A 14359-nucleotide genomic window follows, 5' to 3' on the forward strand; every position below is an offset into this window, starting at 1 on the left:
TACAGTTCGTTCCTGTTTTTAATTTTTTTCAGCTAGCTCACGTTGCAGCAGTGTTCCTTCATAATACAATAAAGACTGACGCAGTCGATTAGCTGTGTCGAGTGTGATTTTACCAGAGGTATACAAGTCATGAATTGTTTTGCGTTCACTATAAACAGTCATATTATAAAGCTCTAGCAATTGTTCATCGTAATCTTCAGAAGGTTTCATCTGTGAAAATTTAATCCGTTGTAATTTGTAATAATACTCATGCTGTTTTTGCTGAGCGATTTGCTTTCTTAATAAATCAGGTTCCTTTTCAGCATTTAGTTGGATTTGATATGTTTTTAAAGCTTGTATCGCTCCCTTAGTTGCTTGGTATTCAAAGTTTAACCACGATGTTTCGTGATGACTTTGCCAACGTTGCTTCATGAATGTTTTTTCTAGTTTTTGTAAAGTATTATAGGAAATACGATGAAAAAAGTAACGCCAATTTGAATAGAGAATAGATTCTTTAGAATTTAAAAATGATAAGTAGTCCTTTCCAGTGGCCAACGAGACTTTTTCCGATTCGATTAGACGATGGATGGCTTCTTTTTCACCATTAATCGCAATTTGTTGGATTAACCTCTCGGTGTCGGCATATAAATGATGGGTATCGTTACTGTGACTTTCTTTATGAAGATGTTGTAAACGTCGATTTAACTCATGAATTAAGTCACTCGTCACACGTTCATTTTCAGCTGTTTCAATATTTTTTAGCGATTTAATGGCATTTTGAGTCATTAATTTTCGTGCTTCTAATTCAGTTAACATGCCGGTGTCTTGATAAGCGTCTACTAAGCTATTTTCACGATAACCTTCATCTCCTACTAAAAGTAACTTTCCTTTACGCTTTGTCATAATCGGAAGGGTAAACGTAGCCACAAGAAGACTTGTGACAACTACACCACAAGCAAGAGCAATCATCAGTGCGCGTTCTTTAAAAAAACGACCATTGTCCATGATGAACGGCATTGACATAATAGTTGCCATTGTGACCGCTCCGCGCACACCGGTAATTCCTGTTAAAAGAGCTTCTTTAAAAAGTGGACGTGTCACTTTCGGATGGTTTTTATCAAAAAAATTCCACCACATATAGGCGTATGACCAAAGAACACGCACGGATAAAAGAACAAACCAGATTGCTAAAATCCAAATAATGAGTAGGGTGTTATTAATATTAGGATTCGCAATGGTTTCACTCATTGCGTCAGGAAGCTCAACACCGAGAATCACAAACACAACACCATTTAAAATGTAGACAAGTATTTCCCACATTCTCTCCGTGACTAATCGTGTTTCAGAGTAGTGACTTTTAAAGACGGTAGTTTGATTAATCGCAATAATTCCTGCAGCCACAACGGCAATGACACCCGACGCATGAAAATGTTCTGCTGTAATATAAATAACAAAAGGAGTCAGTAATTGAATAATTGCATGTAAGACAACATCTTGAATTCCTTGATGAGCCAGAAAAAGTTTGAGGAAATGGATGAAGATCATTAATAGAATACCAATAAGAGCACCGACGAGTGAGATGTAAAAAAAGTTGCCAATCGCTTTAGTGAGTGAAAAATAGCCTGTCATAAAAGCAGCTAACGCGTATTTAAAGGCAATCAATCCACTAGCATCATTAATCAAACTTTCACCGCTGATTAAGTTCATTAATTTTGGTGGGAGTTTGACTTGCTCGGCAATGCCTTGAACAGCAACCGGGTCTGTGGGAGATAGAACAGCTATTAGTGCCATGGCAAGAGGTAAGGGGAATGAGGGAATCAGCCAGTGAACAAACCAACCGCCAAGAACGGTTGTAAAAAAAACAAGCACAATAGCATATCCAAAGATTGGCGCACGTAGTTCCCATAATTTATCTTTCGGGTAGTGCTTAGCATCATTGAAAAGTAATGGCGCAACAAATAATAACATGAACCAGTCCGACTGTAAGGTGATTTTAACATCAAAAATAAGGGCAATGCTTAGTCCTATGATAATTTCGATTAAGGCAGTAGGTAAAAATAAAATATAATGACTTAATATATTGGAAATAACAACCAATCCAATAATCATAATACTAGAAACAAGTATGGTCATAGTTTTCACTCCTTTTTTTTATTATAACAAAAAACGTAGGTTGTGAAATCTTTTTTTGAAATTGCAATTCTGTAATTTTTGTAATATAGTGAACAAATAAACACAAAAGAGGAGTTTTTTAATGAAACCATCAATTTTTGATTTAACGTATGATGCTTTGACAGAATGGCTATTAACCAACGGAGAAAAGAAATTTAGAGCTACACAAATTTGGGATTGGTTATATGTTAAACGTGTCACGAACTTTGAAGAGATGAGCAATCTCTCTCATGCTTTGATTGAAAAATTATCAGCGAGCTTTATAATGACACCGTTACAAACGGTCGTCGAGCAACAATCTGCAGATGGTACGACAAAATTTTTATTTGAATTACAAGACAAACATATGGTGGAGACGGTGTTAATGCGTCACCATTATGGTCTGTCTATTTGTGTGACGACACAAATTGGTTGTAATATCGGATGTAGTTTTTGCGCGAGTGGCTTGTTGAAGAAAAAACGCGATTTAAATGCAGGGGAAATTGTCGCTCAGCTTGTGACTGTTCAACGTTTCCTTGATTCTCAAAACAAAGGAGAACGCATTAGTCACGTTGTGGTAATGGGAATTGGCGAGCCTTTCGACAACTATGATAATGTCATGACGTTTTTAACTATTGTCAACGATGCCAAAGGGCTAGCAATCGGTGCGCGTCATATGACGGTTTCGACAAGTGGTTTGACACATAAGATTAAAGAATTTGCCGATGAACCACTGCAAGTCAATCTAGCGATATCCTTACACGCGCCTAACAATGAGTTGCGTACATCTATTATGCGAATCAATCGCAGTCATCCGCTTGAAAAATTAATGCCTGCAGTTGATGAATACTTAGCGAAAACAAATCGTCGTATTACGTTTGAATATATCATGCTGGCTAATGTCAATGACCAACCAGAACATGCTAAACAGTTAGCGGATTTGTTAGCAGATAAGCGTAAACTAGCGTATGTCAATTTAATTCCTTATAATCCAGTGAGTGAACACGACCAGTACCAACGAAGCTCAAAAGAAGCGGTTCTTGCTTTTTATGATGTCTTAAAAAAACGTGGCATTAACTGTGTCATCCGTAAAGAACAGGGAACAGACATTGATGCAGCGTGCGGTCAGTTAAGAAGTAAGCAATTGAAAAAGCAAGAGTCACAAGTAAAACAGTAAGATTCTTTTTAAGTCGCTAGAAGTGTGGTATTATTTAAGAGATATAGGAAGAAAAAGGAGCGACAACTGTTGACAGAAAATACACCTGTAACTTTAGAAATAAGTGTGACAAGTCAAGAAGAGGCGAGCCAGTTATTAGGGCCGCAAGATAAACATGTTACGCTTTTAGAAGAAAACCGACACGTAACGATTAATGCTCGAGGCGAAACAATTCAGATAACAGGAGCTCCTGAAGATGCTCAAATTATTCATGATGTTTTAAAAAAATTACAGCTACTCACATTACGTGGCATACCTGTAAATACAGCAGATGTCGTGACGGCATTAAAAATGGCCAATAAAGGGACACTTGCTTATTTCACAGATTTATATGAAACAGAAATCTTAAAAGATAAAAACGGCAGAGCCATTCGAGTTAAAACATATGGTCAAAAAAAATATGTTGAAACGATTAAAAAGAAAGATGTCACCTTTGGGATTGGCCCAGCTGGAACGGGTAAGACATTTTTAGCCGTTGTCATGGCTGTATCTGCTTTAAAAAAAGGTGAAGTCCAAAAAATTGTTTTAACACGCCCTGCTGTAGAAGCAGGTGAAAATCTAGGGTTTCTACCGGGAGATTTAAAAGAGAAAGTCGATCCGTATTTACGACCGATATACGATGCTCTTTATGCCGTATTCGGTGTTGAACATACTACGCGTTTAATGGACCGTGGTGTGATTGAAATTGCCCCGTTAGCGTATATGAGAGGACGCACGCTTGAGGAAGCATTTGTGATTCTTGACGAGGCTCAAAATACAACAATCGCCCAGATGAAAATGTTTTTAACGCGTCTAGGGTTTCAATCTAAAATGATTGTAAATGGAGATGTTTCACAAATCGACTTGCCTAAAGGCGTCATGAGTGGACTCGTTCATGCTGAACAAAAACTCAACCGTATCCAACGGGTAGGATTTGTTCATTTTGATTCAAGTGATGTCGTCCGTCATCCCGTTGTATCGGAAATCATTAATGCTTACGGTGAAAAGGATAAGGAGTAGACAACATGTATAAATTTGAAGGGCTAAAGGAACGATTTGGAAAACGATATATCTTAATCATATCGGTTATTTTTGGGATATTACTATTCTTGTTTCTATACAGTAATGTACGCCCTAAAGACTTGGATATTCGTGAAGGTCATCTAGCAAGTGAGACGATTCGAGCGAACAAGAGTATTGAGAATAAGGCGGAGACAGAAGAAAAGAAACGGTTAGCCGAAGAGGCAGTCACGCCCAAGTATAACTTCGATGAAAGTATCGGGCATTTGCGTGTTGAAGCGACGATTCAACTATACGAAGATATTAATGAAACACGCCGTGAGTTAAAAGAACGTTATGATGCAAAAGTTGCGAAAGCTAAAAAAGATGAAGTCGTGAAATATCCGACTGTTGAGGAACACGTAGCCCTTTTAAAAAGCAAGTTTGAAAAAGTGAGTGCTGAAGCGTTAGCTTATTATCAAACCATTCCGAACGTCTTTTATGAATCTGTATTCCAGTTAGATGATGAGAAATTAGCACTAGTACGCGATACCAGTGTCAATATTATTGAAGAAACAATGAAAGAGCATATTCGCTCGGATAATATTGCGAGTATCAAACAGAACGCTTACGACCAAATTCGTTTATCAGAATTAGATAATAATGAACAACAATTAGTTCGCTATATTACAGATAATGCGATTGTGGTAAATGAAGTACTCGATGAAAAGAAAACAGAAGAGATGAAAGAAGCAGCACGAGCGAATGTCAGTCCTGTGATGATTTATTACGGTGAAGTGATTGTTAGAGAAGGCGTACAAATTGATAGCCGCGCTTATCAAAAACTCAAATTACTGGGATTAACAAATCAAACACCATCGATGTTTCCAGTAGTAGCGCTTGTATTATTAATCGTGCTTCAAATCGCTCTCTTACTGTGGTTGGTTAGAACAACAACGCATGAAAAACAGCAATTCCGTTTTATCAATTTTTATGTGTTTATGATGTTAATTAGTGTCTTATTAATGAAAGCAGTAGCCGTTTTCTTGACTGAGAACCTTTCATTTGTGCCGATGATTTTCCCAGCGGGCTTTGTGCCATTAATATTAAACCTTTTTATAAGTCGTCGAGCCAGTGTTCTTGGCGCACTATTTCAAGTAGCGTTTGCGTCCTTTGTTTTTTATGACCTAGGCGGTACGAGTACGATGGTAATGATTACGATGACCTATCTATTTACTGGATTAATGGCTACATTAATTCAACGTGAACGCATAGGGCGTCAAATCGCGCCGGCAGTAATTTGGCTGATTTTATTCCCAGTTATATTTGTCTTTATTATGACGATTTATCAAGGAATGAATTTAGGCGATGATTATATGGTTGCTAGTTTGTTAAGCGCGTTTATTGGCAGTTTATTTAGTTATCTGATGTCTATTGGTTTGCATCCATATATTGAATTATTATTAAATGACGATAGTGTCCTAGTGCTAAATGAATTAAGTAATCCTAACCATCCTTTATTAAAACAACTTTTAGAGGAAGCGCCAGGTACATATCATCATAGTATGATGGTTGCTAGTCTTAGTGCCAATGCGGTTGCAGAAATAGGCGGACGTTCGTTATTGACACGAGTTGCTTGTTATTATCACGATATCGGTAAAATTAAGCACGTCAATTTCTTCGTTGAAAACTTACCTGCAGGAGCAGATAATCCACATAACTTTTTACTCCCTGAAGATAGCAAAGAAATCATTTTTTCTCATGTTTCGGAAGGGGTAAAAATACTAAAGAAAGAAAAAATGCCAGAATTAGTCATAGATATTTGTCAACAGCATCACGGGACTACCTTGATGAGTTTCTTTTATGCGAAAGCTAAAGAACGCAATCCAGATGTGACAGAAGCAGATTTTCGTTATCCGGGACCACGTCCACAAACACGTGAAGCAGCGGTTGTTAGTTTAGCGGATACGTGTGAAGCTGCAATACGAGCGATGAAAGAACCGACGAATGAAAAAATTGCAGAATTCGTATATGATTTAGTTGAACGAAGAATATTAGATGGACAGTTAGATGAATCAGGCTTAACTTTAGCTGAAATTCGTATAGTCGAAAAATCGTTAATTAATGGTTTATGTAGTACTTTCCATTCGCGAATTGAATATCCGAAAATGAAAAAAGAGTTGAAGGAGAGCGAGAAATAATGGAAGTAAGCGTAATAGATCAAACAGAATCTTTAAGTACAAAAGATATCGAACAAATTTTATCTTTATTAGAGCATGCAGCAAACTATCTTGATATTGAGTCAGAGGCAGAACTGTCACTTACATTCATGGATAACCGAGCGATTCAAGTTTATAATCGTGATTATCGTGGTAAGGATGTCGCAACTGACGTTATCAGCTTTGCTATCGAAGATGATGTAGAAGGACTTGAGATGATGTCAGAACTTGGCATACCTCGAAATCTAGGAGATATTTTAATCTCGACTGAAAAAGCAAAAGAACAGGCATTAGAGTATGGGCATAGTGAAGAGCGAGAACTTGGTTTTCTCGCGCTTCATGGCTTTTTACATCTAAATGGATACGACCATATGACGCCAGAAGATGAAGCGGAAATGTTTGGCTTACAAAGAAAGATTTTAGATAGTTATGGCTTATCAAGATCGTAAACCGCAACTTGAAAAAAACAAACGCTTTTCTCAAGCGTTTATGCATGCTTTTGATGGGTTGAAATGGGCGTTGAAAGAAGAACGTAATTTTCGTACGCATGTCGCACTTGGCGGTGTGGCGGTTGTAGTGGGATTTTTCTTTCAACTAACGCAACAAGAATGGCTTTGGATGATAACGATGATTTTTCTCGTGTTATTGATGGAGTTACTCAATACGGTGATTGAAAACATTGTTGATTTTATTACCGAGCATGAGTATCATCCATTAGCCAAAAAAATTAAAGACTTAGCAGCAGGCATTGTCTTACTAACAGCTTGTTTAGCAGTAGTCGTCGCTCTTATTATCTTAGTTCCAAAGATAATGGCGTTTTACTAAAAATGGAAAAGAGGATACGAAATGACAGATAGCTTTCGTTCAGGTTTTGTAGCGATAATTGGTCGCCCAAATGTAGGGAAATCGACGTTATTAAATCGAATTATTGGTCAAAAAATCGCGATTATGAGTGACAAAGCACAAACGACGCGTAATAAAATCCAAGGAGTGTACACAACTGACGACAGTCAAATTGTGTTTATTGACACACCGGGTATTCATAAACCTAAACATAAGTTGGGAGACTTTATGGTTGAAGCAGCATACAGTGCTTTACGTGAAGTAGATGCTGTTTTATTTTTAGTCAGTGCTGATCAAAAAAGAGGACCTGGTGACAATTTTATTATCGAACGACTTAAAAATGTAGAAGCGCCTGTGTTTTTAATTATCAATAAAATTGATACGATTCATCCTGATGCACTATTTGAGATTATAGAGGATTATCAAGCCCTCATGCCTTTTGCGGAAATCATGCCGATTTCTGCTACGGAAGGAAATAACGTTCCTAAATTATTAGAAACATTGGAAACTTACTTAGAAGAAGGACCTCAATATTACCCAGCTGACCAAGTAACCGATCATCCCGAGTATTTTGTTGTGAGTGAATTGATTCGAGAAAAAGTTTTACATTTAACTCATGAAGAAGTGCCTCATTCCGTGGCAGTTGTGGTCGAAGACATGTCGCGAGATGAATATGATAAGATTCATGTCCGAGCGAATATTATTGTCGAGAGAACGAGCCAAAAAGGGATTATCATTGGTAAAGGCGGAAAGATGTTGAAAAACATCGGTATTAAAGCACGTAAAGATATTGAAAATCTTCTTGGTGACCATGTCTATTTGGAATTATGGGTTAAAGTAGAAAAAAACTGGCGTGATAAACAACGCCAGCTTCAAAGTTTTGGTTATCGTGAAATGGATTATTAGCAGTTGCTAGTAATCCTTTTTTTAGAAAGAAGGCGTTCCGATGAACTATATGGAAGAGACCAAAGCATTGCTTCTTTTTACACGTAAACATCGTGAGAAAGATATGCTCGTCAAGTTATTTACTGAAAAATATGGGAAGAAAATGTTCTTTGTAAAAAACGTGACACGGAAAAACCATCCGTTACGTCCGGCATTATTAGCTTTTACTGAAGCTAATTATATCGGGACGTTGAAACAAGAAGGGCTATCTTTTTTAAATGATGCGAAAGACATCCGATATTTTAGTCAGCTTCAACATGACATCTTTTTAAATGCTTACGGTACATATATTTTAAATCTAGCTGATTTGGCAATTGAAGATAATCACTATGACCCGGCCTTATATGGCTTTACACGAGATGTATTACGTTTAATAGATGAAGGAAAAGATCCAGAAATCTTAACTAACTTATATGAAATTCAGTTGTTAGAACGATTTGGTGTCAACTTTGATTGGCGAGCATGTCAAGTATGTGGGACGCATCAAGGTGTTTTTGATTTTTCAAGCCAGTATCACGGGTTGCTTTGTGCGAATCACTTTGATTGTGACCCACACCGTTATCATTTTGATCCTAAAGCGGTGCATGTATTAAGGCTATTGGCCAACGTAAGTTTGGAACAATTAAATCAAATTCACGTTAAGCAAGTGACAAAGAATCAATTGCGTGAAGCGATTGACCAGCTTTATCATGATTTTGTTGGCGTCAAACCGAAAAGCAAACGGTTTATCGATCAAATGAAAGAGTGGGAAGGATTATTAAAACCTTCAGACACTGAAAGTCATGACTAAACTATTGACAAAGCAAGGGTTAAGAGGCTATGATAAGGTAAATGAATCATTACGTTGAGGGAGAAAAAGTAAAACAGTTTTTACTTGAAAAGAGAAGTTGATCGAGGCTGAAAGTCAACTAGTAATCGTTTTATGTAGGCACTTCTGAGTAATTTTAAAAAAGCTGCCAGGAAACTGGAAGTAGGGTGGAACCGCGATAAATCGTCCCTATGTTTAACAACGTTGTTAGACATAGGTTTTTTATTGTCTAAAATACAAAAAGGAGCTACGTCATGAAAAAGAAATTAACCGTTCAAGAAATGATTTTAACTTTACAAAAGTTTTGGTCAGAACAAGGCTGCTTGTTACTACAAGCCTATGATACAGAAAAAGGGGCAGGTACTATGAGTCCGTATACTTTTCTACGTGCGATTGGACCGGAGCCATGGGCAGCGGCATATGTAGAACCTTCACGTCGTCCTGATGACGGTCGTTATGGTGAAAATCCAAACCGTTTATATCAACATCATCAGTTTCAAGTTGTAATGAAACCCTCACCAGATAATATTCAAGAATTATATTTAGAAAGTTTAAAATTACTTGGAATTGACCCATTAGAACACGATATTCGCTTTGTTGAAGATAACTGGGAGAATCCTTCTATGGGATGTGCTGGTCTAGGTTGGGAGGTTTGGTTAAATGGGATGGAAATCACTCAATTTACATACTTTCAACAAGCAGGCGGTTTAGCGTGTCATCCCGTGACTGTCGAACTAACATACGGAATTGAGAGATTAGCTTCATACATTCAAGAAGTAGAAAGCGTTTATGACTTAGAGTGGACGGAAGGGATTAAATACGGAGAAATCTTCGGACAACCTGAATTTGAACATTCAACCTATTCATTTGATACAAGTAATCAAGAAATGCTTTTAACATTATTTGAAATGTATCAAAGAGAAGCACAACGCTGTATTGATGAAAATTTGGTTCATCCAGCTTACGACTATGTTTTAAAATGCAGTCATACGTTTAACTTGTTAGATGCTCGTGGAGCGGTTTCGGTAACCGAACGAGCAGGGTATTTATCGCGTATACGTAATATGGCCCGTCAATTAGCTAAGAAATTCGTCGCGGAACGTGAAAAATTAGGTTTTCCATTATTAAAAGAAGTAGAAGAAAAGGAGGAAGCATAATGACGCACACATTTTTACTTGAAATTGGTTTAGAGGAAATGCCTGCTCGAGTTGTGTTTCCAACCGTTAAACAGTTAAAAGAAAAAGTAGCAACATTTTTAGAAGAAGAACGTCTCACATATGACATGATAAAAATGTACGCAACACCAAGACGTCTCGCGTTTGAGATTGTTAATTTAGCTGATAAGCAAACAGATATTTCTGAAAAAGCAAAAGGACCTTCTAAGAAAATTGCGCAAGATGCAGAGGGGAATTGGACCAAAGCCGCACAAGGATTTGCTAGAGGACAAGGTGTCACACCAGATGATTTATATATTGAAGTGGTAAAAGGAGAAGAGTATGTCTTTGTCGATAAGTTTATCGAAGGTAAGGCAGCACGTGAAATCTTGCCAGACATCATGACGGTCGTTAAAAAACTTCATTTTCCTGTAACGATGCACTGGGGAAGTCATGATTTTGAATATATTCGTCCGGTTCATTGGTTAGTAGCTTTGTTGGATGATGAAGTGGTCAACATGTCATTTTTAGATGTGGAAGCAGGTCGCATTTCACGTGGACATCGTTTCTTAGGTGGAGAGGTGTCAATTGCCTCAGCTACCGACTATGTGGAAGCATTAAAAAAGGAATATGTGATTGTAGATAGTGAAGAACGTATGGCTATGATACGAGAAGACATACAAGCACTGGCTAAAAAACATCAGTGGCAAATAGAACAAGATAAAGGGTTATTAGAAGAAGTTACAAATTTAGTCGAATACCCTACAGTTTTTGTCGGGCAATTTAAACCGGCATATTTAGAGATTCCCGATATCGTCTTAGTCACAAGTATGCGTGAACATCAACGTTATTTTGACGTCCGTGACCAAAATGGAGCATTACAGCCTTACTTCATTGGTGTCCGTAATGGGAACAATGAGCATATTGACAATGTGATTGCAGGAAATGAAAAAGTGTTGAAGGCAAGACTAGAAGACGCAGACTTCTTTTTCAAAGAAGACCAAGCCGTTGCCATTGAAACGCAAGTTAAAAAGTTAAAACATGTTACGTTCCATGAAAAAATAGGAACGATGGAAGAAAAGGGGCATCGCGTTGAAGCGATTGCTCAATTAATTGCCAAAGAAGTTGGTTTAAGTGAAGCAGAACAAGAAGATTTAAGACGTGCTAGTCAGATTTATAAATTTGACTTAATGACAAATATGGTTGGAGAGTTCCCAGAGTTGCAGGGGATTATGGGAGAAAAATATGCCTTGATTCAAGGTGAAAGCCCAGCTGTTGCGACGGCCATTCGTGAACATTATCTTCCTACTTCTAGCGATGGTGACTTACCACAAACAGATATTGGTGCTGTTTTAGCCATTGCCGATAAGTTAGATACTGTGATGACGTTCTTCAAAGCAGGACTATTTCCAACGGGTAGTAATGACCCTTACGCACTTAGAAGACAATCTTACGGTATTATCCGAATCATAGAAAATAAACAATGGGGTTATCCTCTACTTCACTTGCACCGTGAAATTGCCAAAATCATTAATGAAGACAGTAGTTACTACGGTGTTTCTCTTGAAGATGGAGACGATAAGCTAGTTGACTTCGTGAAAGGACGCTTGAAGCAATTCTTAGCGTCACAAGAAATCCGTCATGATATTATTGAAGCCGTTGTAAATGGTGAACAAGAAGACTTGTTGAAAATGATTGAAGCTGCGCGTTTATTAAAAGACAGTCAACATCGTGAAGACTTCAAACCAACGATTGAAGCATTGACACGTGTGATGAATTTAGCACGGAAAGGTCAAGAGATGATTGCGGAAACATTAAGTGAAAAAGTTGATCCGGATTTATTTGAAAATGAACATGAAGCCTCTTTATATAAAGCGGTCGAAGAAATGTCAGATTTAGAACAGTCGGATATGGCTGAACGTATGACTGCTCTACGTGAACTGGCACCAATTATTGAACAATATTTCGCAGAAACTATGGTCATGTCTGATGATGAAGCCGTACGTAATAACCGCTTACGTCAGTTAGCTAAGATATCCGATATGATTTTAACGATTGCAAGCATTGACTTACTGTTGACGAAGTAACAAAATATTTCTCGAAACAACATAGTGTGGTATAATAATAAGAGTAGCTAAAGTCGCACATACAATTTGTTTGTGCGACTTTTGATGACTAGATGGAAAGGAAGAGAGAGCATGTCTAATCGAATTCCTGAAGAAGTGTTGCAAGATATTCGCGAAAGTACGAATATTGTAGACGTTGTCGGTCAGTATGTCCAACTTAAAAAGTCAGGAAAAAATTATTTTGGTTTGTGCCCTTTTCATGAGGAAAAATCTCCTTCTTTTTCAGTGGTAGAAGATAAACAAATATTTCATTGTTTTGGATGCGGTAAAGGCGGCAATGTTTTTCGTTTTATCGAAGAAATTGAAGGCTATTCATTTCCACAAGCAGTCGAGAAAGTCGCGGAAATGTCCCACTTGACGGTAGAGTATCAGTTTGACCGACAAGAAGACAGAGAAGCGAGTCCTGAAAGACGCCTTAATCAACTCTTAGTAGCGATTCATCAGCGAGCAGCAGATGTCTATCATCATTTGTTAATGAACACTCAGATGGGGGAAGCCGCTTTAGATTATTTAGAGAGTCGTGGCATGACACACGACCAGCTAACGCATTTTCAAGTTGGACTTGCACCTAATCAACGTGAGTTTTTAGAAAAAATACTAGTGCAAGAAGGTTTTAATTCAGAAGAATTGAAAGCGAGTGGTCTTTTTTCTGAAACTGATGATGGCCGTTTGCTCGATCGATTCTTCGGCAGGATTATGTTTCCAATCCATAACGATCACGATCAAGTGATTGCGTTTTCTGGAAGATTATTTGAAGAACAAGGAGAATCAGACCGTAAAAGTCCTAAGTATCTTAATAGTCCTGAAACCAGCCTATTTAATAAAAGGAATGTTCTTTATAATCACCGTGAGGCAAAAAAAATAGCGCGAAAAACAGGCGAAATTATTTTGTTTGAAGGATTTATGGATGTGATTGCTGCATGGGGAGCCGATGTCCAAAATGGTGTCGCTTCAATGGGAACGAGTTTGACGAATGAACAAATTCAAATGTTAAAAAAATCTTGCAGTAAACTGTTAATTTGTTATGACGGTGACAGTGCGGGACTTAATGCTAGTATGAGAGCATTGGAAGTGTTAGAAACGCAACGACATTTTGATGTCAATGTGATGAAATTGCCCAATGAGTGGGACCCGGATGAATTTATTAAGCGAGAGGGCGCTGAGCGTTTTCAGAATTTCATAAAAAATCAACGACAAACTCCCTTTTCTTTTAAAACAGGTTACTATGAAACGCAGTACAATCTGCAAACAGAACAAGGTAAGATAGATTTTATTCAAAAAGTATTGCAAGAATTATCCAAGGTTTCGTCGGTAGTCGAACGTGATTTATATATTCAACAAATTGCAAAAGATTACGAATTGACAGAAGACGCGATTCGTTCAGATTTATCTCAGTATATTTCGTCGAATCGAGCGTCCGCAAAGGCTAAAGAACGACGAGAAAATCGAACGCGAGATGTCATAATTGAAAACCAAGTTGTCAGTACCCCACAAAATAAGGTATCATTATTAGAGAAGACTCAACAAATGTTATTATATCGAATGATGACGGAAGAAGATATCTTGCGACGTTTTCAAATGAGAGAAGATTTTTCTTTTTTAGATGTCCAATATCAAGAAATATTCAATCATTTAATCGATTTTAAAAGTTCTTATTCGGGTGCTGATATAGGTGGTTTTTTAGATTATGTAAAAGAGGACTATCTTAAGAAATTGATTGTCACGATTATGTATTTAGAAATGTCAGAAGAAAGTAATGAACAAGAAATAGTCGACTATGAACGTGTCTTTAAACGATATCGTTTACTTCGAGAAATAACAAAATTGGAAAAAGAGCTTGTAGAAGTGCAAAAGAATGGGGATATAGATAAACAATTGACCATTAGTTTATCGTTGATTGATAAAAAAAGACAATTAGATGTGATTTAAACATTAGAGGA

The 14359-nt window shown here is 37.5% G+C and carries 11 protein-coding genes; 10 read left to right on the plus strand and 1 reads right to left on the minus strand.

Annotated elements, in window-relative coordinates; genetic code table 11:
* Positions 1–18: 18 nt before the first annotated feature.
* Positions 19–2112, minus strand: a complete 2094-nt coding sequence (locus CBF33_RS03440) for a cation:proton antiporter (protein ID WP_126761621.1) — start codon at positions 2110–2112, stop codon at positions 19–21.
* A 121-nt stretch (positions 2113–2233) separates the two neighbouring features.
* Here CBF33_RS03440 and rlmN point away from each other — a divergent pair, with 121 nt between their 5' ends.
* From rlmN to dnaG, 10 genes are all read left to right on the plus strand, one after another.
* On the plus strand, positions 2234–3307 hold the full coding sequence (gene rlmN, locus CBF33_RS03445; protein ID WP_126761623.1) for a dual-specificity RNA methyltransferase RlmN: 1074 nt from the start codon (positions 2234–2236) through the stop codon (positions 3305–3307).
* Between the two features lie 69 nt (positions 3308–3376).
* A complete protein-coding gene (locus tag CBF33_RS03450) occupies positions 3377–4345 on the plus strand; it encodes a PhoH family protein (RefSeq protein WP_023605808.1) in 969 nt (322 codons plus the stop codon).
* A gap of 5 nt (positions 4346–4350) precedes the next feature.
* Positions 4351–6525: an HD family phosphohydrolase gene (locus CBF33_RS03455; RefSeq protein ID WP_126761625.1), complete on the plus strand. Its 2175-nt coding sequence runs from the start codon at positions 4351–4353 to the stop codon at positions 6523–6525.
* Complete coding sequence (gene ybeY / locus CBF33_RS03460) at positions 6525–6992, plus strand: rRNA maturation RNase YbeY (RefSeq protein WP_126761627.1); 468 nt, start codon at positions 6525–6527, stop codon at positions 6990–6992. Before CBF33_RS03455 ends, ybeY begins: the two co-directional genes overlap by 1 nt.
* Positions 6973–7368 (plus strand): diacylglycerol kinase, encoded by a 396-nt coding sequence (locus CBF33_RS03465; protein WP_126761629.1) that lies wholly within the window; start codon positions 6973–6975, stop codon positions 7366–7368. Before ybeY ends, CBF33_RS03465 begins: the two co-directional genes overlap by 20 nt.
* A gap of 21 nt (positions 7369–7389) precedes the next feature.
* Positions 7390–8292, plus strand: coding sequence for a GTPase Era (gene era, locus CBF33_RS03470; protein WP_023605812.1), 903 nt, complete (start codon positions 7390–7392; stop codon positions 8290–8292).
* A gap of 40 nt (positions 8293–8332) precedes the next feature.
* Positions 8333–9121 (plus strand): DNA repair protein RecO, encoded by a 789-nt coding sequence (gene recO, locus CBF33_RS03475; RefSeq protein ID WP_126761631.1) that lies wholly within the window; start codon positions 8333–8335, stop codon positions 9119–9121.
* Between the two features lie 272 nt (positions 9122–9393).
* Entirely contained in the window at positions 9394–10296 is a 903-nt protein-coding gene (glyQ, locus tag CBF33_RS03480; RefSeq protein WP_126761633.1) for a glycine--tRNA ligase subunit alpha, read from the plus strand.
* Positions 10296–12380 (plus strand): glycine--tRNA ligase subunit beta, encoded by a 2085-nt coding sequence (gene glyS, locus CBF33_RS03485; RefSeq protein ID WP_126761635.1) that lies wholly within the window; start codon positions 10296–10298, stop codon positions 12378–12380. Before glyQ ends, glyS begins: the two co-directional genes overlap by 1 nt.
* Positions 12381–12491: 111 nt before the next feature.
* Positions 12492–14348, plus strand: a complete 1857-nt coding sequence (dnaG, locus tag CBF33_RS03490) for a DNA primase (RefSeq protein ID WP_170167739.1) — start codon at positions 12492–12494, stop codon at positions 14346–14348.
* Positions 14349–14359 lie beyond the last annotated feature (11 nt).

Source organism: Vagococcus lutrae (assembly GCF_003987555.1).
Lineage (GTDB): Bacteria > Bacillota > Bacilli > Lactobacillales > Vagococcaceae > Vagococcus_A > Vagococcus_A lutrae.

Excerpts from the sequence above, each read along its gene's own strand:
- CBF33_RS03440 (WP_126761621.1), bottom strand. The coding sequence starts at position 2,112 with ATGACCATACTTGTTTCTAGTATTATGATTATTGGATTGGTTGTTATT.
- rlmN (WP_126761623.1), top strand. The coding sequence starts at position 2,234 with ATGAAACCATCAATTTTTGATTTAACGTATGATGCTTTGACAGAATGG.
- CBF33_RS03455 (WP_126761625.1), top strand. The coding sequence starts at position 4,351 with ATGTATAAATTTGAAGGGCTAAAGGAACGATTTGGAAAACGATATATC.
- ybeY (WP_126761627.1), top strand. The coding sequence starts at position 6,525 with ATGGAAGTAAGCGTAATAGATCAAACAGAATCTTTAAGTACAAAAGAT.
- CBF33_RS03465 (WP_126761629.1), top strand. The coding sequence starts at position 6,973 with ATGGCTTATCAAGATCGTAAACCGCAACTTGAAAAAAACAAACGCTTT.
- era (WP_023605812.1), top strand. The coding sequence starts at position 7,390 with ATGACAGATAGCTTTCGTTCAGGTTTTGTAGCGATAATTGGTCGCCCA.
- recO (WP_126761631.1), top strand. The coding sequence starts at position 8,333 with ATGAACTATATGGAAGAGACCAAAGCATTGCTTCTTTTTACACGTAAA.
- glyQ (WP_126761633.1), top strand. The coding sequence starts at position 9,394 with ATGAAAAAGAAATTAACCGTTCAAGAAATGATTTTAACTTTACAAAAG.
- glyS (WP_126761635.1), top strand. The coding sequence starts at position 10,296 with ATGACGCACACATTTTTACTTGAAATTGGTTTAGAGGAAATGCCTGCT.
- dnaG (WP_170167739.1), top strand. The coding sequence starts at position 12,492 with ATGTCTAATCGAATTCCTGAAGAAGTGTTGCAAGATATTCGCGAAAGT.